At 55.8% G+C, this 22,593-nt stretch carries 29 protein-coding genes; 7 read left to right on the forward strand and 22 right to left on the reverse strand.

Annotation, left to right across the window (positions count from 1 at the left end):
* Positions 1-21: 21 nt before the first annotated feature.
* Positions 22-933, reverse strand: coding sequence for a drug/metabolite exporter YedA (yedA, locus tag IAE50_RS13910; protein WP_200133923.1), 912 nt, complete (start codon positions 931-933; stop codon positions 22-24).
* Between the two features lie 212 nt (positions 934-1,145).
* Here yedA and IAE50_RS13915 point away from each other — a divergent pair, with 212 nt between their 5' ends.
* The 3 genes from IAE50_RS13915 (at position 1,146) to dgcQ (ending at position 4,107) form a co-directional block, all read left to right on the forward strand.
* Entirely contained in the window at positions 1,146-2,054 is a 909-nt protein-coding gene (locus IAE50_RS13915; RefSeq protein WP_200133924.1) for a DUF808 domain-containing protein, read from the forward strand.
* A 73-nt stretch (positions 2,055-2,127) separates the two neighbouring features.
* Positions 2,128-2,310, forward strand: a complete 183-nt coding sequence (locus IAE50_RS13920; protein ID WP_042717206.1) for a YodC family protein — start codon at positions 2,128-2,130, stop codon at positions 2,308-2,310.
* Between the two features lie 87 nt (positions 2,311-2,397).
* The gene (dgcQ, locus tag IAE50_RS13925) at positions 2,398-4,107 is read left to right on the forward strand and encodes a cellulose biosynthesis regulator diguanylate cyclase DgcQ (protein WP_200580511.1); all 1,710 of its coding nucleotides are present in this window, start codon (positions 2,398-2,400) and stop codon (positions 4,105-4,107) included.
* Here dgcQ and IAE50_RS13930 read toward each other — a convergent pair.
* Both IAE50_RS13930 and yodD read right to left on the reverse strand, forming a co-directional pair.
* On the reverse strand, positions 4,071-4,901 hold the full coding sequence (locus tag IAE50_RS13930) for a mannosyl-3-phosphoglycerate phosphatase-related protein (RefSeq protein WP_200580512.1): 831 nt from the start codon (positions 4,899-4,901) through the stop codon (positions 4,071-4,073). The two genes, dgcQ and IAE50_RS13930, sit on opposite strands and share 37 nt — an antisense overlap.
* A gap of 205 nt (positions 4,902-5,106) precedes the next feature.
* Positions 5,107-5,337 (reverse strand): YodD family peroxide/acid resistance protein, encoded by a 231-nt coding sequence (gene yodD, locus IAE50_RS13935; RefSeq protein WP_023479164.1) that lies wholly within the window; start codon positions 5,335-5,337, stop codon positions 5,107-5,109.
* A 127-nt stretch (positions 5,338-5,464) separates the two neighbouring features.
* Between yodD and dsrB the strand changes: the two genes are divergently transcribed.
* The gene (dsrB, locus tag IAE50_RS13940) at positions 5,465-5,653 is read left to right on the forward strand and encodes a protein DsrB (protein WP_042718106.1); all 189 of its coding nucleotides are present in this window, start codon (positions 5,465-5,467) and stop codon (positions 5,651-5,653) included.
* Between the two features lie 43 nt (positions 5,654-5,696).
* Here dsrB and rcsA read toward each other — a convergent pair whose 3' ends face one another.
* The 14 genes from rcsA to fliF all read right to left on the reverse strand — a co-directional run bounded on the left by rcsA (position 5,697) and on the right by fliF (position 17,312).
* Positions 5,697-6,320, reverse strand: coding sequence for a transcriptional regulator RcsA (gene rcsA, locus IAE50_RS13945; protein ID WP_076770094.1), 624 nt, complete (start codon positions 6,318-6,320; stop codon positions 5,697-5,699).
* A 280-nt stretch (positions 6,321-6,600) separates the two neighbouring features.
* Entirely contained in the window at positions 6,601-7,389 is a 789-nt protein-coding gene (gene fliR / locus IAE50_RS13950) for a flagellar biosynthetic protein FliR (RefSeq protein WP_200580513.1), read from the reverse strand.
* A gap of 8 nt (positions 7,390-7,397) precedes the next feature.
* A complete protein-coding gene (fliQ, locus tag IAE50_RS13955; RefSeq protein ID WP_023479157.1) occupies positions 7,398-7,667 on the reverse strand; it encodes a flagellar biosynthesis protein FliQ in 270 nt (89 codons plus the stop codon).
* A gap of 8 nt (positions 7,668-7,675) precedes the next feature.
* Positions 7,676-8,413: a flagellar type III secretion system pore protein FliP gene (gene fliP, locus IAE50_RS13960; protein WP_023479117.1), complete on the reverse strand. Its 738-nt coding sequence runs from the start codon at positions 8,411-8,413 to the stop codon at positions 7,676-7,678.
* The gene (fliO, locus tag IAE50_RS13965) at positions 8,413-8,787 is read right to left on the reverse strand and encodes a flagellar biosynthetic protein FliO (protein WP_200580514.1); all 375 of its coding nucleotides are present in this window, start codon (positions 8,785-8,787) and stop codon (positions 8,413-8,415) included. The genes fliP and fliO overlap by 1 nt, the downstream gene beginning before the upstream one ends.
* Before the next feature lie 7 nt (positions 8,788-8,794).
* Positions 8,795-9,211: a flagellar motor switch protein FliN gene (fliN, locus tag IAE50_RS13970; protein ID WP_023479148.1), complete on the reverse strand. Its 417-nt coding sequence runs from the start codon at positions 9,209-9,211 to the stop codon at positions 8,795-8,797.
* Entirely contained in the window at positions 9,208-10,212 is a 1,005-nt protein-coding gene (fliM, locus tag IAE50_RS13975; RefSeq protein WP_054803160.1) for a flagellar motor switch protein FliM, read from the reverse strand. The genes fliN and fliM overlap by 4 nt, the downstream gene beginning before the upstream one ends.
* A gap of 4 nt (positions 10,213-10,216) precedes the next feature.
* Positions 10,217-10,684 (reverse strand): flagellar basal body-associated protein FliL, encoded by a 468-nt coding sequence (gene fliL, locus IAE50_RS13980; RefSeq protein ID WP_042712913.1) that lies wholly within the window; start codon positions 10,682-10,684, stop codon positions 10,217-10,219.
* Positions 10,685-10,785: 101 nt separating this feature from the next.
* Positions 10,786-12,066: a flagellar hook length control protein FliK gene (gene fliK / locus IAE50_RS13985; RefSeq protein WP_200580515.1), complete on the reverse strand. Its 1,281-nt coding sequence runs from the start codon at positions 12,064-12,066 to the stop codon at positions 10,786-10,788.
* Positions 12,063-12,506: a flagellar export protein FliJ gene (gene fliJ / locus IAE50_RS13990; protein ID WP_042712910.1), complete on the reverse strand. Its 444-nt coding sequence runs from the start codon at positions 12,504-12,506 to the stop codon at positions 12,063-12,065. The genes fliK and fliJ overlap by 4 nt, the downstream gene beginning before the upstream one ends.
* A 20-nt stretch (positions 12,507-12,526) precedes the next feature.
* Positions 12,527-13,897: a flagellar protein export ATPase FliI gene (gene fliI, locus IAE50_RS13995; protein ID WP_042712908.1), complete on the reverse strand. Its 1,371-nt coding sequence runs from the start codon at positions 13,895-13,897 to the stop codon at positions 12,527-12,529.
* Positions 13,897-14,619: a flagellar assembly protein FliH gene (fliH, locus tag IAE50_RS14000; RefSeq protein ID WP_200580516.1), complete on the reverse strand. Its 723-nt coding sequence runs from the start codon at positions 14,617-14,619 to the stop codon at positions 13,897-13,899. Before fliH ends, fliI begins: the two co-directional genes overlap by 1 nt.
* A complete protein-coding gene (fliG, locus tag IAE50_RS14005) occupies positions 14,612-15,610 on the reverse strand; it encodes a flagellar motor switch protein FliG (RefSeq protein WP_023479131.1) in 999 nt (332 codons plus the stop codon). The genes fliH and fliG overlap by 8 nt, the downstream gene beginning before the upstream one ends.
* Entirely contained in the window at positions 15,600-17,312 is a 1,713-nt protein-coding gene (gene fliF, locus IAE50_RS14010; RefSeq protein WP_094420811.1) for a flagellar basal-body MS-ring/collar protein FliF, read from the reverse strand. The genes fliG and fliF overlap by 11 nt, the downstream gene beginning before the upstream one ends.
* A gap of 223 nt (positions 17,313-17,535) precedes the next feature.
* Between fliF and fliE the strand changes: the two genes are divergently transcribed.
* Entirely contained in the window at positions 17,536-17,850 is a 315-nt protein-coding gene (gene fliE, locus IAE50_RS14015; protein ID WP_094193003.1) for a flagellar hook-basal body complex protein FliE, read from the forward strand.
* Positions 17,851-17,941: 91 nt separating this feature from the next.
* Here fliE and yedF read toward each other — a convergent pair whose 3' ends face one another.
* Both yedF and yedE read right to left on the reverse strand, forming a co-directional pair.
* On the reverse strand, positions 17,942-18,172 hold the full coding sequence (gene yedF / locus IAE50_RS14020) for a sulfurtransferase-like selenium metabolism protein YedF (RefSeq protein ID WP_034812490.1): 231 nt from the start codon (positions 18,170-18,172) through the stop codon (positions 17,942-17,944).
* A complete protein-coding gene (gene yedE, locus IAE50_RS14025; protein ID WP_200133928.1) occupies positions 18,169-19,380 on the reverse strand; it encodes a selenium metabolism membrane protein YedE/FdhT in 1,212 nt (403 codons plus the stop codon). The genes yedF and yedE overlap by 4 nt, the downstream gene beginning before the upstream one ends.
* Positions 19,381-19,585: 205 nt before the next feature.
* Between yedE and yedD the strand changes: the two genes are divergently transcribed.
* The gene (yedD, locus tag IAE50_RS14030) at positions 19,586-19,996 is read left to right on the forward strand and encodes a lipoprotein YedD (RefSeq protein WP_200133929.1); all 411 of its coding nucleotides are present in this window, start codon (positions 19,586-19,588) and stop codon (positions 19,994-19,996) included.
* 66 nt (positions 19,997-20,062) lie between these two features.
* Here the strand turns inward: yedD and fliT are convergent, their stop codons facing one another.
* From fliT to fliD, 3 genes are read right to left on the reverse strand one after another with little or no spacing between them, the layout of a single operon-like run.
* Positions 20,063-20,422 carry a flagella biosynthesis regulatory protein FliT gene (fliT, locus tag IAE50_RS14035; protein WP_128482694.1) on the reverse strand — a complete coding sequence of 120 codons (360 nt, stop codon included), beginning with the start codon at positions 20,420-20,422 and terminating at the stop codon, positions 20,063-20,065.
* The gene (fliS, locus tag IAE50_RS14040; protein ID WP_200133930.1) at positions 20,422-20,832 is read right to left on the reverse strand and encodes a flagellar export chaperone FliS; all 411 of its coding nucleotides are present in this window, start codon (positions 20,830-20,832) and stop codon (positions 20,422-20,424) included. Before fliS ends, fliT begins: the two co-directional genes overlap by 1 nt.
* A gap of 23 nt (positions 20,833-20,855) precedes the next feature.
* A complete protein-coding gene (fliD, locus tag IAE50_RS14045; protein ID WP_200133931.1) occupies positions 20,856-22,268 on the reverse strand; it encodes a flagellar filament capping protein FliD in 1,413 nt (470 codons plus the stop codon).
* Positions 22,269-22,298: 30 nt separating this feature from the next.
* Here fliD and IAE50_RS14050 point away from each other — a divergent pair, with 30 nt between their 5' ends.
* Positions 22,299-22,526, forward strand: a complete 228-nt coding sequence (locus IAE50_RS14050; RefSeq protein WP_128482697.1) for a hypothetical protein — start codon at positions 22,299-22,301, stop codon at positions 22,524-22,526.
* The last annotated feature ends 67 nt before the right edge of the window (positions 22,527-22,593 follow it).

Below are 22,593 nucleotides of genomic sequence, written 5' to 3' on the forward strand. Positions count from 1 at the left end.
ATGGCGACGATGAGATGGGGATTACTTCTTCACTTCACAGCGTTTTACCACCGGGGGCGCAGGCAGAAGATATTTGCCGAGCGTGACCAGCACTACCGCAAAAATAATCACCCCCAGCGCCAGCCACTCAATTGAGGAGAGGTGCTCACCCGCAAAGGTCGTGCCGAGCAGCACCGCCACCACGGGGTTGACGTAGGCATAACTGGTGGCAACAGCGGGCGTGACGTTGCGGATCAGATACATGTAGGCATTGATGGCGATAATTGAGCCGAACAGCGCCAGGTAGCCGACGGCAAAGAAACCCTCAATGGGCGGCACGGCGGCCAGGCGCTCGCCGCTGAGCGCGGAGGCGGCGAGCAGTACGATCCCGGCGGCCAGCATCTCAATTGCGCCCGCCATCATGCCGACCGGCAGTTCAATACGTGAGCCGTAGACAGAGCCAAACGCCCAACTGAGTGAGCCAATCAAAATCAGCCCGGCTCCCCACGGATTACCGCTTAAGTTCCCGCCGCTGTTAAGCATTACGATGCCAACCAGGCCAATGGCGATGCCCAGCCACTCCAGCTTGCGTGTGGCAATACCAAAAAAGCGGCTAAAGCAGAGGGTAAAGAGCGGCACCGTCGCTACCACCACCGCCGCGATGCCGGACGGGACATTCTGGTGCTCAGCAACGGTAACAAAACCATTGCCGACCGCCAGCAGCAGTACGCCAATCAGCGCTGCGTTAAGCAGTGGGCGCAGCGGCGGCAGCTTGTGACCGGTCAGCAGCAGCACGACGGTTAACAGCGTGCCGGCGCAGAAAAAGCGCGTCCCGGCCAGCATAAACGGCGGCCAGCTCTCAACGCCGATGCGGATAACAAAATATGTGGAACCCCAGATAATGTAGAGCGCAAAAAGCGCGCCAATCAGCGGTAAAACCTGCCTGAAACGCATAACCCACCACGGGAAAGGATAAGAGGCTTATAGTTAACGATAAAAGTATTTCCATGGCGAGGGGTTAATCACACCTCTGGTGTTAAATATTTGTTGACATTATGTTCGCTCATTCACCAAGGTTATTTTCGCCTGCTATCTTTTACCGCATACTGTTACACGTTCAACACTCGCTGGGCGGTTTGCGCAGCTTAATTAAAAAGGAAGACATTTTGGCAGGAAGTAGTCTATTAACCCTTCTCGATGATATCGCCACGTTGCTGGACGACATTTCGGTAATGGGAAAACTGGCGGCGAAGAAGACCGCGGGCGTGCTGGGGGACGATCTCTCCCTTAACGCACAACAGGTTACCGGCGTGCGCGCCAATCGTGAGTTACCGGTTGTCTGGGGCGTGGCGCGCGGCTCACTGCTCAATAAAGTGATCCTGGTACCGCTGGCGCTGCTGATCAGCGCCTTTATACCGTGGGCTATCACGCCATTACTGATGCTGGGCGGAGCCTATTTATGTTTCGAAGGGGTAGAGAAAGTGCTGCATACCTTCGAAGCGAGAAAACATAAAGAGAGCCCGCAAGCGCGGCAAAAGCGGCTGGAAGCGCTGGCGGCGCAAAACCCGCAGCAGTTTGAAAAAGATAAAATCAAAGGTGCCGTGCGCACAGACTTTATCCTCTCGGCGGAAATCGTCGCCATCACGCTGGGGATTGTCGCGGATGCGCCGCTGCTCAACCAGGTGCTGATCCTCTCCGGGATTGCGCTTTTAGTCACCATCGGTGTTTATGGCCTGGTGGGGATTATCGTCAAGCTGGATGATATGGGCTACTGGCTGGTGGAGAAGAGGGGCATGCTGGCGCAGGGGCTGGGCAAAGGGCTGCTGTTTGTCGCGCCGTGGCTGATGAAGATCCTGTCGGTGGTGGGCACGCTGGCGATGTTCCTTGTCGGCGGCGGCATTGTGGTTCACGGTATTCCGGCGCTACACCATGCGATTGAGCACTTCGCCAGCACGCAAAATGCGCTGGTGCAGGCAGTGGTGCCGATGGCGGCAAATCTGGTTATCGGTTTTGCTATCGGCGCGGTGGTGATCGCGGTAGTCAACGGCATCAAGCGCCTGCGTGGCGCGAAATAAGCCGCTCCTATTACGCAAAACGTAAAAACTTCGTCTATGGTGAAAACGTTTCACTCTGATTCAGGAGGCAGGTATGGTCTTTGTGGTCAGTGATGAGGTTCAGGCTAAAAAGGGTGGTCCGCGCATGATTGTCACCGGTTACGCCAGCGGTATGGTGGAGTGTCGGTGGTATGACGGCTATGGGGTCAAACGGGAAGCCTTTCGTGAAGATGAGCTAATGCCCGGCGAAGGGCAGCGCATTCACGAAGAAGCATAACCAACCAAACGCCCGGCTCTGCTGGGCGTTTTTCTTGGCAACCGGCGCGCGACAAAAGCAGTTAACCAGACTTTTCAGGGAGCCTCTGTGCGCCACTCCACCTTTAATCATCTGCCCGGACAGGGTAACAACGCCGGACGCTATTTCGATCCCACCTGGGTGGTTAACCTCTGTTTTGTGATCGTGATGGTCTGCTCGACCGTGCTCACCTGGCGCGAAGTGCTGGTGCTGGAGAACGCCTATGCAACGAGCCAGCGTAGCGCGCTGGAGAATGTCAGCAATGCGCTGGATATGCAGATGCAGGTCGGCGTTGAACGGCTGCTCTTTTTCCGCCACACCATGGAGGCGGCGCTGCAAACGCCGCTCGATCTTAATGTCCTGCGAAAACGCCACGGGGAGTTTGACGGCAAACGCGCGTTGCCGCAGTGGCAGATCGGTCGCGATAACCAGCGCACGCTGCCGGTATATGGCGTGTCGGACTATTTCGTTGAACAAACGGCGCTGCTGACCCGCGACAACCCGAACCTGCACAATGAACTGACCGCAGCGATGGAGCTGGGCTACCTGTTTCGTCTCTCAACTCATGCGCAGATGCTACCGCGTCGCGCCTGGTATATCTCTCGCGCCGGATTTTTCATTACGACGGATACTCAGGCCAGCGAAGAGGCCATTGTGCCTACCTATTACCGTCTGCTGATGCGCCCATGGTTTACCGGCCAGCAGAGGCAGCAGAACCGCGGGCGCGGCGTACGCTGGTTCAGCGACCTGACGCCGGGCAGTGAGCATCATGGCGATGTCACGGCCAGCGTACCGCTCGATTATCAGGGCGACTGGCTGGGGGCGCTGGGAGTCAGTTTTTCCGTTGATGCCATTCACGCTCTGCTGATGCACGCCAGTCCCGGTGGCGAGAGTGATGAGAAGGGCGACTATCTGCTCTATGACAGCCACTTTAAGCTGCTCACTACCACCTCGCTCGACGACAACGTGAAGCCCGCCTTTAACCCTGAAGAGCGCGCGCGGCTCATTGCGGAGATGGCGAAAGATACCGTGGGCGGCCTGCGCCTCGGCGCACGCTACATCAGCTGGCAAAAAATGAAACATTTCGATGGCGTGCTGGTGCGTATCCACACTTTGCGCGAAGGGATCAGCGGCGATTTTGGCCGTATCAGCATTGCGATGGCGATTCTGTGGCTGCTGTTTATGACCATGCTGCTGGTGGCCTGGGGAGTGATCCGCCGGATGGTGAAGAATATGTACGCCATGCAGAATACGTTGCAGTGGCAGGCCTGGTACGATCCGTTAACAAGGCTCTGTAATCGCGGCGTGCTGTTTGAGCGGGCAAAAATTCTCTCACAACAGGCGCGCACGCAACAGCAGCCCTTCGCGGTGATCCAGCTCGATCTCGATCACTTCAAAGAGGTTAATGACCGTTTTGGTCACCAGGCCGGGGATTTGGTGCTGTCGCATACCGCCGGGTTAATCAGCAGTAGCCTTGATGAGCAGCAGGTTGCCGGGCGCGTGGGCGGCGAGGAGTTCTGTATCCTTCTGCCGGGCTGCACGCTGGCTGAGGCCGCCGCGACAGGCGAGCGTATTCGCCAGCGTATCGCCAGCAAAGAGATCCTCATCCATAAGCATACGACCATTCGCATTAGCGCATCGCTGGGGGTTAGCGATGCGCTGGAAGAGGGGAACTACGATTTTGAACACCTGCAATCCGTTGCCGACCGGCGTCTCTACCGGGCGAAGCATCAGGGGCGTAATCAGGTTTGCGCCGACGATGAGAGGCCGAACAGCTGATTAAGCCCTTCGCGCCAGCCCGCTGCGCCCTCAAGCTCGGTGTGGTAGACCCGCTCAGGGGTATCGCGGCGCACTGTCACACCTTCACGATTCAGCCCACGGACGACGATTGCGTAATCGACGCTGTCCAGCAGCGGCGCATCGTTCGGGCCATCACCCAGCCCGACGGTGGTAAAGCTTTTCCCGGTGTAGTGATGATATTGCCGTGTCAGCCAGTTCACCGCCTGATCTTTACCGCCGCGCTCATCCAGCACGTGCCAGAAACGCGCCCCCTGCACGAAACGCAGACCGAGCTGCAATAACGCATCGTCAAACGCCGCCATTTCGGTATCGCTGTCGCGCCAGATGAGCGTTTCAGAAGCTTCCTGTAACTTTGCCAGCGCGGCTTGCGCAGGCGGTAGGCCTGTTACTTCCGCCAGTACGCTCTCATCGAGATCGGAAAAGGAGGTAAATTTCCACCCGTGCGTATTACGCAACTCATTCAGCACGCGGGCAATCTCTTCATGGGGGGCGCCGCTCATCAGACGCGGGTAGTGCTCATCGTCGTGCCAGGAGTCATCAAGCTGAACTACCGCCCCGTTTTCCGCAATAAACGGCAAACCTTCGAGGCTCAATATCTTTTGCAGGGCAGCCATCTCGGCGGCGGTTTTACTGCTGCATAAAATGACTGGAATACCCTGCTCACGCAGACGGCTCAGCCAGCCGGCAGCGGCCTGCCATTCACCGGTATGGCTATCCATCAGGGTGCCATCCACGTCGGTAAAAATCAGTAACGGATCGTCCAGGCTCGGCATTGTTGGCTCCTTGAAATCAATAGGGCACTGCATAGATTAATGGTGAGGGCTCCGGGGCTAAATGCCTGTTTTATCGATATATCTTGTCAGGGCAAATATTAGCCGATAGAGTGGGCTCTACATCAGATTCCCCTGATGTGCGAATTTTGTAAGTGCTTCTTGCGTAAGCAAGTTTCCCCGGTCGTTAACCGGCCGGGGTATTTCTTTAGCGGTTCGCTTCCGTAATGCTGAAATCATGCACATCCAGCTCAAAGGCCTCCGCCAGCTCCCGCCACGTATGATACTCACGCCCGTCGACGCTGACGCGCTGCCCCTCATCGTCGTCAATGCGCCGGACTTCGCTTTCGCTGATCTCATTAATGGCCGCCAGCAGTGCATCGATATCTACCTGCACGTCACGCTTGGCCGTCTCGTCGTACTCTCTCACCGTTTTCATGCTATCACCTCATGGTTGCGTGCTGAGCTTAAGTATAGACGCCAGAAAAAAGGTCACGCTTATGGCACGGGCTGCCAGCCTGCGCGTTTTGATCTACACTGGCGTAAATGTGACTGGGGGAGTGATTATGAAGGTTAACGATCGGGTTACGGTCAAAACGGACGGAGGTCCACGCCGTCCGGGTGTTGTGCTGGCTGTTGAAGCATTCAATGAGGGTACGATGTACCTGGTTGCTCTTGAAGATTACCCGCTCGGTATCTGGTTCTTTAATGAAAAAGATCACCCGGATGGGGTTTTCGTCGAGCTGGCTGAATAATTTATCGCCCTCCATTGCGGAGGGTAGATATAAGAATTGTGTCTTACCGCATATTCACAAATATACCGTTAGTAACATTATCTGTTAGCCGCACTACATGATAGATAACTTGTTTATTGTGAGTTTTAATCTTCCTTTTAATATTTCCTTTATGTGACGATACCGTTTTAGCTTTAATATTCATCTGATCGGATATTTGAATAGTATCTTGTCCTGACATCCACATTTTTAACATGCTGGATTCTGTCCGACTCAATGAAAGTGTTGGCAGATTGATAGTACCGATACTTTTTTTCTCTTTGCTCAAATAATCGCCCAAAATATTGTCCAGAGACTCAGGTTTTATCGATTTTGAGCTAATTAACAAGTTCTTACGGACTAACAGGTACTCATCAAAATGGATATTGGCGATGGCCATAAACACGATAAACAGTGTACGGGGATGCTGATTAATGACCTGCTTTATATGCTGACTGCTGCTTGGATCATGGATAAAGCAGTCTTCATTAATAAACACCACGGAAGGTTGAAATGTGGCGCAAGCTAATTCGAGTTCATCAACAGATTGCACGTCGTTGATATCTCGTTTTTTTACTCCCCGGCTTGTCAGATACCCTGTTAATCCCAACCGGGTATAACTGCATAAATCCATAATAATCGTTGACATGGCATACCCTCACTCAATGCGTAACGATAATTCACCACCCGCCAGAAGCTTCAGAAGCCATACAGGAATATATTACTGAAGTGCATGGGAAGACCTCAGGCGAATCCACTATCCCGTAAAGTTACGTATAATTTGCCAGGAATCATCTTAAAGTAAAGTAAATGTTGCGTTCTGTGAGAATGCTAAAAACAAATAAGCCGCGCCAGGGTTATCCTGGTGACTGTTTTTAAAATTTCACTTTAGGATTATCCTCAGGATGACACTGCAAAGCGGAGGGGTACTATCTCTGCGGCAGTTCGCTGACGATATCTGCCAGCAGATCGAAGATCTCACTGAAGAGACGTTCGCAGAAGGGCGCGATCAGCGGCATCATTGCCGAGATGAGCAGAATACCGACGCTCAATGTGACAGGGAAACCGATAACAAATACCGACAGCTGCGGTGCCATACGGTTCAGCAAACCAAGGGAGAGGTTGATGGTCAGTAACAGGGTAATAATCGGCAGCGCCAGCATTAAGCCATTGATAAAAATCATCCCCGCCGCGCGCGTCAGCGCCAGATACGCATTACTGTTGACCGGGTTACCGCCGATCGGCAGAGTGTGAAAAGTGTCGACCAGCATCGAAATTAGCCACAGATGGCCGTTAAACGTCATAAACAGCAGCAGCGCCAGCATATCGAGAATGCGCGCCAGCACCGGCATGTTTAAGTGGCTGGTCGGGTCGACAAAGGTGGCGAACGACAACCCCATCTGCAGGCCAATCAGCTCACCGGCGAGACGAATCGTGGCAAAGGCGAACTGCATGGTGAAGCCGAGCGCAATGCCGATCAGAATCTGTTGCATCCCCACCCACAGCGCCGCAGGCGAGAAGATACCGATATCAGGCGTATCGGGCAGCGTCGGGGCGATAACGATGGTAATGACAATTCCCAGACCGACTTTAATGCGGCGGGGGATGCGCGATTCGCTCAGGATCGGCGCGGTCATGATCAGCGCCATCACGCGCAGCAGCGGCCAGAAGTACATACTGATCCAGTGCAGCCACTGGTCGCTGGTGACGTTCAACATAGGCCGGATTACCCGATGATGTAAGGAATGTTGTTGAACAGGGTACGCATGTAATCAAGCAGCAGATTCAGCATCCACGGCCCGGCTACTACGATGGTGACAAACACGGCAATGATCTTCGGAATAAACGACAGGGTCATTTCGTTGATCTGCGTCGCCGCCTGCAAAATGCTGATCACCAGACCGGTAATCAGGGCAATCAGCAGCAGCGGAGAGGCGAGGGCAAGGGCGACTTTCATCGCCTCGGTGCCCATCATCATGACCGATTCGGGTGTCATTGCCGCTCCTAACTGTAAAAGCTTTGCGCCAGCGAACCGACCAGCAACTGCCAGCCATCCACCAGTACAAACAGCATTAATTTAAACGGCAGCGCAATGGTCGCGGGCGGCACCATCATCATCCCCAGCGCCATCAGCACGCTTGCGATCACCAGGTCGATAATCAAAAACGGAATAAAGATGGTAAAGCCAATCTGGAATGCGGTCTTCAGCTCGCTGGTGACGTACGCCGGCAGCAGAATACGCATTGGCACCGCTTCCGGGCCTTCGATCGGCGCGCTGTTAGCGAGACGGGCGAAGAGCGCCAGGTCAGCCTGACGGGTCTGGCGCAGCATAAACTCGCGCAGCGGTTGTGCGCCACGCTCCAGCGCGACATCCACGGAGATTTTGTTCTCGCTGAATGGCTGATAGGCGTCGGCGTAAATCTTATCGATCACCGGCGACATAATAAAAAAGGTCAGAAACAGCGCCAGCCCGAGCAGCACCTGGTTCGGCGGCGCGGAGGGCGTGCCGAGGGCGTTACGCAGCAGGCCAAACACGATGATGATGCGGGTAAAACTGGTCATCATCAGCAGAATGGCGGGCAGGAAGGTGAGCGAGGTGATAAACACCAGCGTCTGCACCGGCAGCGACCAGGATTGACCGCCACCCGCCATCGGCTGGCTGATAAGGCCCGGCAACTGGGCAAATGCGGCAGGCGCCGCCAGCCACAACCCGGCGGCGGCGATAGATAACAAACGGCGCATCACGATCTCCCGGAACGCTTAAGCAGATTCTTCATCACGGCCTGAAAATCGACGTTTTTCTCGTTCACAGCGTCACTGTCGACGGGGGCGGGAGGAAGTTTGTGCAACAAATTGATGTGGGTGGGCGTTACGCCCAGAACCAGACGTGCATCTTCAACATCGACGATCACCACGCGCTCACGCGTGCCGACCGCGGCGCTGGCGGTGACTTTTAATCCCCGGCTGCTGGCGGTCTTGCCGCCAAAGCCGAAGCGTTTGGCCAGCCACGCCACGAGTAAAATCACGGCGATGATGCCAAACAGTGCGCCACTCACCTGAATAAGTGGCGAACCGTAAACGGCGGACGGTTGCGAAACCGTGGCCTGTGTCTTCATACGTGCCTCAGCGGCTCAAACGACGCATACGCTCGGACGGGGTGATGATATCGGTAATGCGCACGCCATATTTATCGGCGACCACCACCACTTCACCCTGTGCAATCAAATAACCGTTGATCAGGATATCCAGCGGCTCGCCCGCCAGACCGTCAAGGGCAACCACCGAACCCTGCGTCAGGCGCAGCAGCTCTTTGATGGTCATCCGGGTACGGCCCAGTTCGACGGTCAGCTTCACCGGGATATCCATAATCAGATCGATATCCTGCAGATTGCCGCCCACTTCGCCACCGCCCAGCTGCTGGAACACGGCATCGGCCGCGCTCTTGGTTGCCGGCGGGTTCTTTTGTTCGTTCAACGCGTCAGCCCACAGATCGTCCAGTGCTCCGTTGTTGTCATCGGACGGATTGTTCATATCACTCATTTGGGCTGTTCCTCATTCAGCGAATTCAAAATCGGGTTTATCAAGTGCTCTACACGTAACGCATATTGTCCGTTGACCGTGCCGTACTGGCTGGTAAGCACCGGTACGCCGTCCACATGAGCGATAATGCGATCGGGTTTATCAATCGGCAGCACATCGCCGGGTTTGAGCTTAAGTATCTGCGACAGGCGCAGGGGAATGTCGGCGAAATTGGCAATCAAATTCAGCTCAGAGTGCTGAACCTGGCGCACCAGGTTGTCACGCCAGTTCTGGTCCTCATTACGTGAGTTCTCCAGCGGCGGGTTCACCAGTGTTTCGCGCAGCGGTTCAATCATGCTGAACGGCAGACAGATATTAAACTCACCTGTCAGGTTACCGATCTCAACATGGAACGGCGTATTCACAACGATATCGTTGGGCGACGTGGTGATGTTGGTAAACTTCACCTGCATCTCAGAACGTACATACTCGACATCCAGCGGGTGAATCGCTTTCCACGCGTCGCTGTAGCCTTCAAGCGCCAGCTTCAGCATGCGGTTGATGACGCGCTGTTCGGTGTGCGTAAATTCGCGGCCTTCTACCTTAGTCGGAAAACGCCCGTCGCCACCAAACAAGTTATCCACTGCGATAAACACCAGGCTCGGCGAGAAAACAAACAGGCCGGTACCGCGCAGGGGTTTTAAGTGGATCAAGTTAAGGTTAGTCGGTACGGGTAAGTTACGCGCAAACTCATGATAGGGCTGAATGCGGATCGCGCCGACGGTGATGTCCGGGCTACGACGCAGCAGGTTGAACAACCCCATACGGAACTGGCGCGCGAAACGTTCGTTGATGATCTCCAGCGCCTGCAGACGTTCACGAACGACGCGGCGCTGGGTATTGGGGTCATAGGGGCGAATATCGCTATCGCCCGTTTTACCCGGTTTCGGATCATCGCTGTTATCGCTGTCGCCGTTGAGTAGCGCATCGATTTCTGCCTGAGAAAGAATACTATCGCCCATGTCTTTACCGCAAAATGAAAGCTGTATAAAGAACGTCAGTGACTTCCTGCTTAGGTTGTCCTGGCACTAGTGGCGTTGCGATTGTCTCTTTAATCGCGTTAGCAAGGTTCTGCTTGCCTTCGTTGGTCGCAAGTTGTGCGGCATCCTGACGTGAGAAGAGCATCAGCAGGCGGCTACGTACTTCCGGCAGATATTCGCTCAGTCGTGCACGCGTGGCGTCATCTTTCAGACGCAGCGTAATGCCGACGTAAAGCACGCGATCCGCATCGCCCAGGTTCACCGTAAAGGTGTCGAGTGCGAAAAAGACCGGTGCCGGCGGCGGTGGCGCTTCTACCTTGGCATCAGCCGCAGGTTTTTGCTGCATACGCCAGTAACTATAGCCAGCCGCGGCGCATGCCGCGAGTGTGATTAAAACCAGCAGCGGGATCCAGATAGAGCGCTTGCGTTTTTTTGTGATAGCGGAGTCAGTCATCTGATACGGGCTTCCTGTTAACAGCTTATGCGATGATTATCCCGTGTCCTGCTCCGGTCAAAGGGTGGAAAAGACGGGGATAATCATGCTACCTCTGCCGTTTAGGCGAAGATATCGACTGCGCCAGTGCCGCGAGCGGCGGATTGCAGGCTGGCCGGCGCAACGATGGCTTCATCTTCTTCGCCGCCAAACGTGCCATTATTGCCGGTACGCGAAGGCTGCTGTTGCTGCTGAGAGGCCTGCTGTTGCTGGCCTGCGAAGCTTTCGCTGCTGATATAGCTCTGGCCAAGCTGGATGCCGTTCTCCGCAAGAGAGGTGCGCAGCATCGGCAGCGCCGCTTCCAGTGCCTGACGCACATGGCTGTGGGCGGATACCATCTGCAGCTGCGCCTGGTTATCTTCAAGCTTAATTGAGATTTGCACCTGGCCCAGATCTTCCGGATGCAGATGCAGCTCGGCACTTTGCTGGCCCTGGCGGGTAAAGAGCGTCACGTGCTGGCTAATATTCTGCTGCCACTCGTGGCTGCCCAGCGGGGCGCTGATAACCGACGCGGCCACCGGGGCACTGGCCTGCGCGCCGCTGACGGCGCTCGACACCGGTGCCATGCTGGCGGTGGTGTTGGTGGTTTGCAACGCAGCCGTTTCATGCTCGCGTTTAACGGTAAAGGTTGAGGCGATCGGCGCATTTTGCTGGCCATCGTCTGCCGCTTTAAACGGTACGCCGTTCGCTGCGGTATCAGCTTTCCCATTGCCGCGCGGCTGATCGCTATCCACGGCGTCGTTCAACGTGCGGCCTGCAAGCGCGGTTTTCGCACTTGCGCCAGCACCAATGGCGGCGGTCATTGCCGTCGGTTTTGCCTCTGAACTGAGCTGCGCGGCTTGTTGATGCGGCAGCATCGCCATCAGGGCGCTCAGCCCGGCTAAATCTTCATTCGGGGTGTCGCTGTCGGCTTTAACATCGCTGGCTTTCGCCGTTTTGCTTAACGCGGCGAGGAGATCGGTTTTCGCCGCAGGCGACAGGCCGGAGAAGAGTTTCGCAATCTCTTCATCGCTCTGGGCGCTGGCAACGATATCCGCTTTTGCATCCTGGCGTGCCAGCAGATCCGCCAGCTTCTGCGCCGGGGTTTGCGCGCGTGCGTCACCGCCAGCCGCCGCGACAGCAGCACCGTTGATTGAACCTTTTGCCAGCTTGCCGCTCAGGGCAGCCGCCTGCAGATCGGCAAGCGTCACCGGGGCATCGCTACCCGGGCGTTGCACGCCGGAGAGCGCGCCGGTCAGCAGACCGAGAAAATCTTGTGCGCCATCAGCGCCTGCTTTACCCGCTGATGCGCCGGTTGCGACATCATCGGTTTGAGTAACTACCAGTTTTGGCAGAGTGATCATTCTGTTTTCCTCGATGACGCTCGTTGTGCAAACTCATCCATTTTTTTCTGATCAAGACGGTTTTCCGCCAGCAACGCTGCGGCGCTCTGACGATCCTGCAGGGTTTGCCAGGCTTGTAAACGCTGTTTCTTCTCGCGCCAGCAGCCGAGCGCGAAATCGACTTTCTCGTTCCAGTGCTTCAGCTGCAGACGATGTTGTTCAATGGCTTTCTCCAGCGTCTGAATAAACTGCTGGTAGTTCTGCCAGCGCTGGTTATCGATCCCCTGGCTCATGGTGTTGTTCAGGCTGTTGCGGTATTCATGCTGATAATCGATCAACATTTTTAACTGCTCTTCAGCCTGCTGGCAGGCGCGTCGCATCTCACCCAGTTTCAGTGCGGCGTCGTCGACCTCTTTTTCCGCCAGATCCTTTAGCGTCGTTAATGCGCTGTTTTGCGTCATAAAGTCAGCTCTCCACTACCTCAGACACCCGGGAAGATAAGCTCTAAAGCCTGCATTGAATCTTCCCACCCGGCACGTTCGAAAATGCCCTGTTGCAGAAACGCTTCCAGCTGTGGCCAGAGCGTTATGGCCTTATCCAGCATCGGATCGCTGCCGCGCGCGTAGGCGCCGACGCTCACCAAATCGCGGTTACGCTGGAAGCTCGACAGCAACTGTTTAAAGTTGCGCACGCGCGCGTAATGTTGCTCAGAGATCAAAGCGGTCATCGCACGGCTGATGGACGCTTCGATATCAATCGCCGGATAGTGTCCGGCTTCCGCCAGTCGGCGGGATAAAACAATGTGACCATCGAGGATGGCGCGCGCCGAGTCGGCGATCGGATCCTGCTGGTCATCCCCTTCGGTAAGCACGGTATAAAACGCGGTGATAGAACCGCCGCCGTGAATACCGTTACCCGCGCGCTCTACCAGCGCGGGCAGTTTGGCAAAGACTGAAGGCGGGTAGCCTTTGGTCGCCGGTGGCTCACCAATTGCCAGCGCGATCTCACGCTGCGCCATCGCATAACGGGTCAGGGAGTCCATGATCAGCAACACATGCTGGCCGCGGTCGCGGAAGTCTTCCGCAATACGCGTGGCGTAAGCCGCGCCCTGCATACGTAATAAAGGAGAGACATCCGCAGGTGCGGCGATCACCACGGAACGCGCACGGCCTTCAGCGCCGAGGATGTTCTCGATAAAGTCTTTTACTTCGCGGCCACGTTCACCAATAAGGCCGACGACAATCACGTCTGCCTGGGTGTAACGGGCCATCATGCCTAACAGCACGCTCTTACCGACGCCGGAACCGGCGAACAGCCCCATACGCTGGCCGCGCCCGACCGTTAACAGCGCATTGATGGCGCGCACGCCGGTATCAAGCACATGTTCAATCGGCGTACGTTGCAGGGGGTTAAAAGGTTGCGTGATCAGGGCACCGGTTTCACCGGTATCAGGTGCGGGCAGGCTGTCGAGAGGTTTTCCAGCCCCGTCGAGTACGCGGCCGAGCAGGGCAGGGCCGAGCGGCAGCTGTTTGCTGCTTTGTAAACCATCGCCTAATGCGCTGCGGGCATAGACGCGCGCGCCGGGCAGAATGCCTTCCACTTCTTCTAACGGCATCAGAAACAGGCGCTGACCGTTAAAGCCGACCACTTCGCTCTCGACTTCACGGGTTTCCAGACCATCCTGACGTTCAATAATGCACGTCGCGCCGAGCGGCAGCTGTAACCCGGTTGCTTCCAGCACCAGACCGGTGGCACGGGTCAGCCGACCGTAACGACGCACCGACGGGAGCTGCGTCATTTTGTGTTCGAAATTATCCAGCGTGGTCAGCCAGCGGGTTAAACGTGCGGTCATTACACGACTCCGGGTGCCGCCAGACGGCACAGTTCCTGCCAGCGTGTGGCGACGCTGGCATCTAAATCGCCCTCATCGGCGGAGACTTTGCAGCCGCCCTGATGCAGGGTCGGGTCGCCGCGCAGACGCCAGCCGTGCAGGCTGAGCGTTGCGCCAAGCATCTCTTCAACGCGCTGCAGATCGTCCGGGTGGACGCGCAGCTGCGGTTTGCCGCTAAACAGCGGCTCTTGTTGTAAGAGTAGTTGGATCTGTTTGATCAGCGCGCTGTTGTCCACCACCGGCGCATGGCCAAGCACCTGGCGCGCCGCTTCCAGCGCCATCTGCATCAGGCGGGAGGCGATTACGCTATCGAGGGCATCCAGCGTGTACTGGAATTCACTCACCAGCTGCTGCATGCGGGCGTGGATCGGGGCCTGTTGCTGGCGAGCCTGGTTCAGACCCTGCTCCATACCCTGGGCAAGGCCTTCCTGAAACGCGGCGTCATAACCCGCTTTGCGTCCTTCGGCGAGACCGGCGTTGTAGCCGCTTTCGTGCGCCTGCATCTGGATCTGCGCCAGCTGCTGCTGTTGCAGCTGCTCGGCGCTCAGTTCGTCCTGCTCTGTCTCTTCGCTCTCATAGGGCGAGGCGGCTTTTTCCTGCTTCAGCAGGGGGGCGAATTCGGCTGCCTGCGGGAACGCCAGATCATCTGGCGTCCAGCGTTTCCACGGCAATTCATTAGACATAGGTATCCTCGCCGCTGCCAATTACCATCTCGCCGGTTTCCGCCAGACGGCGAACGATGAGCAGGATAGCTTTCTGTTCGTTTTCCACCTGCGAGAGGCGAACCGGACCGCGGTTGGCCAGGTCGTCGCGCAGGATATCTGCCGCACGCTGCGACATGTTGCGCAGGAACTTCTCGCGCAACGGCGGCTCGGCGCCTTTGAGGGCGATAAGCAGCGATTCGGAATCCACTTCCTGCAGCAGGCGCTGGATAGAGCGGTCGTCGACATCCACCAGGTTTTCGAACAGGAACATCTCGTCGATGATCTTCTGTGCCAGCTCGCCGTCGAATTCGCGTACTGCGGTAATAACCGCTTCTTCCTGCTGCGTCTTCATCAGGTTGATGATTTCCGCTGCGGTTCTCACGCCGCCCATTTTGCTGCGCTTGAGGTTCTGGCCGTCGAGCAGGTTGTTCAGCACTTCGGTCAGCTCCGCCAGCGCGGCAGGCTGTACGCCGCCGAAGGTGGCGATACGCAACATCACATCGTGACGCATACGCTCATCAAACAGGGCAAGAATATCTGCCGCCTGCGACCGTTTGAGGTGCACAAGGATGGTAGCGATAATCTGCGGGTGCTCGTCGCGGATAAGGTCGGCGGCGCTCTGCGGCTCCATAAAGTTGAGCGTTTCGATGCCGCTGGTGGTATCGCGCGTTTCGAGAATATCTTCCAGCAGGCTGGAGGCGCGCTCTTCGCCGAGCGCTTTTACCAGGACGGAGCGCAGGTAGTCGTTGGCGTTGACGTTCAGCGCCGCGAACTGTTCCGCTTCGTTCTCAAACTCCTGCAGTACGTCCATCAGCTGTTTGTTAGAGATCTGACGCACGCTGGCCATTGCGGTACTTAAGTGCTGGACTTCGCGGGCGGAGAGGTGCTTAAACACCTCAGCCGCGCGATCTTCACCAATGGTCATCAGCAGAATGACGCTCTTGTCAGTTCCGGTAAGATTATTGCTCATGTTCATTACTCATCCACTGGCGAATGACCAGCGCCACGACGCGCGGATCGTTATCTGACATTTCGCGAATACGCTGGCTCATGACCTCGGCGCTCAGACGCTGATTACTGCGGCGCTGCTGCTGTTGCTCATCTTTGCTGAGGCGTACTTCCACGGACTCTTCAATTTCATTACGCGCTTGTGCTGCTTCCTGCACCGCTTTCGCTTCTTCCTGGCGGCGAACCAGCTGCGGACGGACCGCTTTACGCCACAGGATGAAGGCGACAATCAGTACCAGTAACCAGCGACCTGCGGTCATCAGCTGGTCGATAAACGACTGCTGTTGCCAGAACGGAAGCTCACCACCGACATCATCGGTCATGTTGAACGGCGAGTTCACGACGTTCAGCGTGTCACCGCGTTTCTCGGTGTAACCCATCGCTTCGCGGGTTAAATCTTCAATCTGTTTCAGCTGATCGGCGGTCAGCGCGGCAGTTTTGCCATCAGCCAGCGTGCGGTAGTTCACCACCACGGCGACGGAGAGGCGCTGCACATCGCCAACATTCATCTTGGTGTGACGAATGGTGCGATCGACTTCGTAGTTGTTCGTTTCATTATGCGTAGTGTTACGCGGGCCGCTTGATGCGGTATTGGTCGAGGTCGTCTGCTGACCCTGCTGCTGGCCCTGCGCATTCTGCTGGCCGTTCTGACCGTTCTGACCATTCTGCGGCGTAGTAATCGGCGCAGAGTTAGCCGGAGCCGGCTGGTTGGAGAGTGCGCCAGGTACGCCGCCCGGATACTGCCCACCAATCTGCTCGCTGCTGTTAACCTGGCGTGAACGCAGCACTGCTTGTGCCGGGTCACCGCCGTTCGGCGCGTACTGCTCTTCAGTCTGCTCTTTGCTGGCGAAATCCAGCTGGGCAGTCACCTGAGCGTGAACATTACCGTTACCGACGATAGGGCCGAGGATCGCTTCGATACGACGCTGCACACGGCTTTCGACATCGGCGGTGTATTTCAGCTGCGCGTCATTCAGATCGCGACCGGCAACGCCAGACTGCGTCAGCAGGCGACCGCTCTGATCGACAACGGTCACGTTGCCCGGCGGCAGGCCAGCAACGGCGCTGGAGACCAGGTGAACGATAGCGCTGATCTGACCATCATCCAGCGCACGACCCGGTTGTAAATTGACGGTGACCGACGCGGACGGGGATTTCTGCTCACGCACGAACAGCGACGGTTTTGGCATCGCCAGGTGAATACGGGCGCCTTTTACCGGACCGAGGGTTTCGATAGTGCGGGCCAGTTCGCCTTCCAGCGCGCGCTGGTAGTTAACCTGCTCGCTGAACTGGCTGATACCAAACTTCTCTTGATCCAGCAGTTCAAAACCCGCCGCGCCGCCTTTCGGCAGCCCTTGCTGGGCGAGACGCAGGCGCAGCTCGTGCACCTTGTCAGCGGGCACTTCAATCGCGCCGCTGCCGTCAGCAAAGCGGTAGGGGATATTCATCTGCGTTAACTGGGTAACGATGGCACCGCCGTCCTGATCGGACAGGTTGCTATAAAGGGTGCGGTAATCCGGCGATTTCGCCCACAGCACCATAGCGACAATGATGGCGCAGGCTGCTGCCGCGGCCACCATCAACGGAATTTTTGGGTTCGCGCGTAAGCGGTTGATCCACTCAAGAGATTTATTCTGCGGTGCAGTTGTTGCAGTCGCACTCATTGTGCACCTCGTGACTCTGGGTGGATGTTGTTATGTGAGTTGAGAAACAAATCGGACTCCCGGGTCGGCAAACTCGACAAATGACCATTAAGATGGCGATGTCATTATTTGATGAAATGGATTTTTCTATGCCTCAAATAACCTGGTTTTTTGACGCTATTTACCGCCATCATCTCATTGACAAACTGTTAGCCTTGTCAGGTATCAATCCATCCGGGGAATAATAATGGCTATACAGGGCATTGAGAGCGTTGTCAGTCAGCTGCAGGCAACTGCAGGTGTTGCGCGTGCTCAGAGCGTGGAGAGCGAACCGTCTATCAGCTTCGCCGGGCAACTGCACGCGGCGCTGGATCGCATCAGCGACACGCAGAACGCCGCACGTGTACAGGCGGAGAAATTTACGCTTGGCGAGCCGGGCGTGGCGCTGAATGACGTGATGACCGATTTGCAGAAATCATCGATCTCGCTGCAGATGGGCATCCAGGTGCGTAACAAACTGGTTTCTGCTTACCAGGACATTATGAATATGCAGCTGTAGTTCACAGACGCAGAGATAAAAAAAACCAGGCCGGAACACTCCCGCCTGGTTTTTTTATACCTTGCGCCGCCTGCTGCGGCGCAAAAGTGGGCTACTTCTGAATCAGATAGCGGATGGTTGGCCCATCCTGCTGGATATCGAGCACCGTGTAGCCGTGGTTGCGCGCATCGAGCGGAATGTTATTAATCGACTGCGGGCAGTCGCTGACCACTTCAAGAATTTCCCCTTTTTTCAACTGCGGCATCGCTTCAAGGGTGGCGACCGCCGGGTAGGGGCAGGGTTCGCCGCTCATATCGAGACGGTAATCAGGCACAATGCTCATGCAGGCTCCTTAGCAGGGTTGGCGGCAGGTTTCTGGCGGCGGAAGAACTGTTTCTCCCAGCCGACCACAAAGAGAAACGCGACCAGTAACAGAAGATAGGTGACCAGCAGACCGCCGAGCGGCCCGAAGGTGTTAAGCAGGTTGATTTTGTCCCAGCTGGTGGCAAGCGTCGGCGCGAGATCGTCCCAGAAATACGCCAGGATGGTTGAGCCAATCACGTTACCCAGCCCGACCCACCAGTAGTGCACCTGGCCTTCGACGGCGCGGTACATCCAGCCCGTTTCACACCCGCCCGCCAGCACAATACCAAAACCGAACAGCAGACCGCCGAGCACCGCATTGGGGCCGGCCCACATGATTTTCGCTTCCAGCCCCAGCTGCACATAGCTGAAAATACCGATGGCGCTCGCCGCCATGCCAAAGATGATCGCCTTCGCCATCATCGTGCGCCCGGTGATCCACATATCGCGGAACGCCGAGGTAAAGCAGATTTGCGCCCGCTCAATCAGCAGACCAAAGCCCACGCCGAACAGCATTGCCAGCCCCAGCTTCGGCTGGTTCATCGCCGTTAACAGCGCCCAGCCGAGCATGCCAATAAACACCAACATACCAAGACGAAAACGGCGCTTCGCCTGATCGGGCTTCTGGGTGAGCGGCGAAGCGGCAGTGACCTTCTGCATCTTCACCGGGATGCGGAACAGCGGCAGCAGGGTAAAGCGCGCGCCGAACCAGGAGCCGATCGCTGTGGCGATGGCAAAAAACCAGGCGTGGAGAGAGAACTGTGGGATCCCGGTAAAGAAGGCGGCAAGGTTACAGCCCATCGCCAGGCGCGCGCCAAACCCGGCAATGATGCCGCCGACAATCGCCTGCGCGATACGGATGCGGTTCTGCGGCATACGCAGTTTCACATTATTAGCCCACAGCGCAGCGGCAAAACAGCCGCCGAACATGCCGATAATCATCATGCCGTCGATGCGCGTCAGCGGCGTGCCCTCGAGGTGGATAATTTTGAAGTAGCCCCACTCTTCGGTGTGCACTCCGGCCAGTTGCAGTAACTGACCGCCCCAGCGGGTAAACTCGCCGGTCACCGCCCAGAAGGTGCCGGTAATGCCGAAATAGTAGGTAGAGAGAATACCGGCCGCGATCACCGCCGGAACAGGAGACCAGAACTTAATAAGGAAGCGGTCTTTGAAGTGTTGCCATGACATAGTAAAAAGCCTCTGAACTCAGAAGGTATGGGGACGTACAGAAAAGTCGTACAAAAGAAGCGGGATGATACACGTCTTCACGCCTGAACCGCTGCACAATAGGGCAAAAACCTGGCGTAGATCAAAGTTGTTCTCGCGCGGTGAAAGGGTGGCGAGGCGCGGCCTTTAATGCCACAATCGCTTTTTTTCACGAGCAGGATGAAGAATGAAAAAGCGTATGATTCTCGGCGCGATGCTGCTGCTGAGCGGCTGCGTGCAGGTGGATAACTATCAGGCGGTGGTGAAACACCCGGCGCCCGCAGGATTAGCGGGTTACTGGCAATCAACGGGGCCGCAGAGCAGCCTGGTCAGCCCGGAGGCGATCGCCAGCCTGATTGTGACGCCGCAGGGCGATACTCTTGATTGCCGCCAGTGGCAGCGCGTAATTGCGGTTCCTGGCAAACTGATGCTGGATGGCGATAAATTTTATAACGTCACGCAGAAGCTGGATGTCTATCGCTTAAGTCAGGAAGGCAATACGCTGGAGTTTGATGGGCTAACGCTGTCGCGCACCGATAAACCGACCGTGGAGTGTCAGCAGGCGCTGGAGAAAGCGGGTCTGGATATTAACCGCTAGGTCGTGCGAAAAGAGGAAAACGTGGCGGGTGAGGGGGGAAACCGCAGCACCCGCCGCTAATGAGATTTACATCTCATTGGGGAAGAGAATATTTCCGGAAAGACGTCCATATGTCGAATTCAGGTTATGTTGTCGGGAGGTTTGACCAACCAATGTCCTCAGCTCGTCCATTCGCTGGTTTAACAATGTCTTCAATAACACTTCATTATCCAGGATTTGCTTGAGCATCGGGCGAATTTGCGCCTGCACATGAGGCGCTGCTTCGCTCGAGTCCTGGAACTGTGTCAACTTCTCAACCGAGGTAACGTACCCCAGTTCGTAGTTGATAAGTTCGTCCCAATGCCCTTCCTTAGCAAGGTTGAGCATGGTACGGCTGGTGGCCAACAGTTGCTGATAGTGGTGGACCAACCCGAGATTTGCTTCCATTAGTAAGTGTCCCGCGCGTTTTGATGAGTGGGGCCAATCTCTTTCCAGGCATCAGCAATATTGCTCAGCAACAGGGTGACTTCATCAATAGCGGCGAGGTCATTATGGAGATTTGCCTGTAAAAGACGTCGTGTCATGTAGTCATAAAGACTGTCCAGGTTTGCCGTAAGCTCGCCACCGACTTCATGGTCGAGTCCCGCACGCAATCCGTTGTTAATGATATTAATTGCCTTTGTAAGCGCCTGTCCTTTACCGGGGATATCTCCCTGCTCAATCAGGATCGCGGCTTTTTTCATGGCGCTTAACGCGCCATCAAAAAGCAATACCACGAGTTGATGCGGGCTCGCGCTCAGCACGGCGCTTTCGACGCCGACCTGAGCATAAGCCTGAATTCCCGATTTCGTATACATGTCCAACCTCAACTAATGGTTTATTAACTCATTGCATTAAACTGTTGGGTCAGATAGTTCCCTGTCGATGTCATGGAGGAGACTAACTGGCTCAAACTGGTGAACTGCGTTTTGTAGCGCGCCATGGTGGCCGTAATCTGGTCACTCACCGCTTTATATTGCGTATCCAGGCGCTTCAGGGTTTTGTTAATGCCGTCGGTCGCGTTCTGGATGCTACCTTTACTGCCGAGAATATCTTTCAGCAGGTTACTCGCCTGAGTCGCAAAGCCCGTGGTTTTGCCATCGCCGGAGAGGAACGTCACCACATCGGCGGATTTTTCATTCAATGCTTTTTCAAGCTTGGTGCTATCAACGGTCAGTTTACCGCTTACATCCTGGGTGATTCCCAGCTGCGACAATACGGAAAAACTGTCATTACCTGACTGTGATGCAGAGAGCTGCGAGCGCAGACGCGTCTGAATGTTACGCAGCGTACCGTCACCCAGCAGATCGCCGTTAGAGGTGTTCTGAGCGCTACTTCCCTGATCCACCGCCGTATATTTTGTCTGGTTAGCAATGGTGGTCTGCAGTGAGTTATAGGCATCGACATAAGCCTGCACCGCTGCTGTCATCGGCGCGTTATCTTTGGTCACTGTCAGCGTTTCCGGCGTACCGGTAGTCAGCTTGTTCAGCGTCAGCGTTACGCCTTCCGGCGCGTCGGTGATCTTGTTGCTGCTACGGGTGATATCGATGCCGTTGATTTTGACTTTCGCATCGCTCGCCGCCACCTGCTGTGTCATCACATTGCTGGCACTGCCGGTATTCGTTGAATCGTAGCTAACGTACTTCGCCAGTTCCGCATCATTAGTGGTGATGGTCATCTGGTTGGTGGTGCCACTGTCGCGCGAGGTCAGCGACAGGTAGTAACTGTTGTCGTCCGCTTTGATGATACTGGCGGTGACGCTGCCCTGTTTGGCGTTAATCGCATCGCGCATATCCGCAAGGCTGGTCTTATCTTTATCCAGCGTCACGGTCATCGGGGTTTTCTGACCCGGCTGCGTGATGGTAATCGTACGCGAGTCCAGGCTTTGGTCGCCTAAATCGGTATCTTTGTTGGCGACTTTCGGGCTCAGCAGCGACTGTGACGCCGCCAGCGCGGATACTTCAATAGAGTACGTACCCGCCGACGCGCTATTAGCGAGTGTGGCAGTAAACGCGGTGTTGGTGCTCGACACTTTCGTCCCTGCGATTGCCGAGGTGTTTTTCAGCGCATCCGCCGCCGTCTGCAGCTTATTAAGGGAGGTTTGCACCACGCCCCAGGCCGTCAGCTTTGCCTTATAAGAGGACTGCTGAGTCGTAATCGGCGTTAGCTTAGTCTGTTCAGCTGTCTGCAAATTGTCATACAACGTATTGAGATCCAGGCTGGTGCCTGCGCCAAGTGAACTTACAGTTGCCATTTCTTCATCCTTCAGTTTTGGACAATCACTGTGGAGAGTATCGGCAGCGATGGTGAAAAGATTAGAAGCTTTTTTTTAAAGCAATGGCTAAATAAAGAGGGTGAATCAGGGGCAGTTTATCGCTTTAAAAAAAATGATCTTTTTTCTAAAGGTTGTTCGGAGGCTGTCGATAATCAGGTTAACGGCGAGAAAGCCGTAGGCAGATGCCTGAATCTGATAACTATTTTTATGAAGGAATTACATCATGGCTGTTATTAATACTAACACCCTGTCGCTGATGACTCAGAACAACCTGACTAAATCTCAGTCTTCTCTGGGCACCTCT

The sequence above is a fragment of the Kosakonia sp. S42 genome, assembly GCF_016624785.1.
Lineage (GTDB): Bacteria > Pseudomonadota > Gammaproteobacteria > Enterobacterales > Enterobacteriaceae > Kosakonia > Kosakonia cowanii.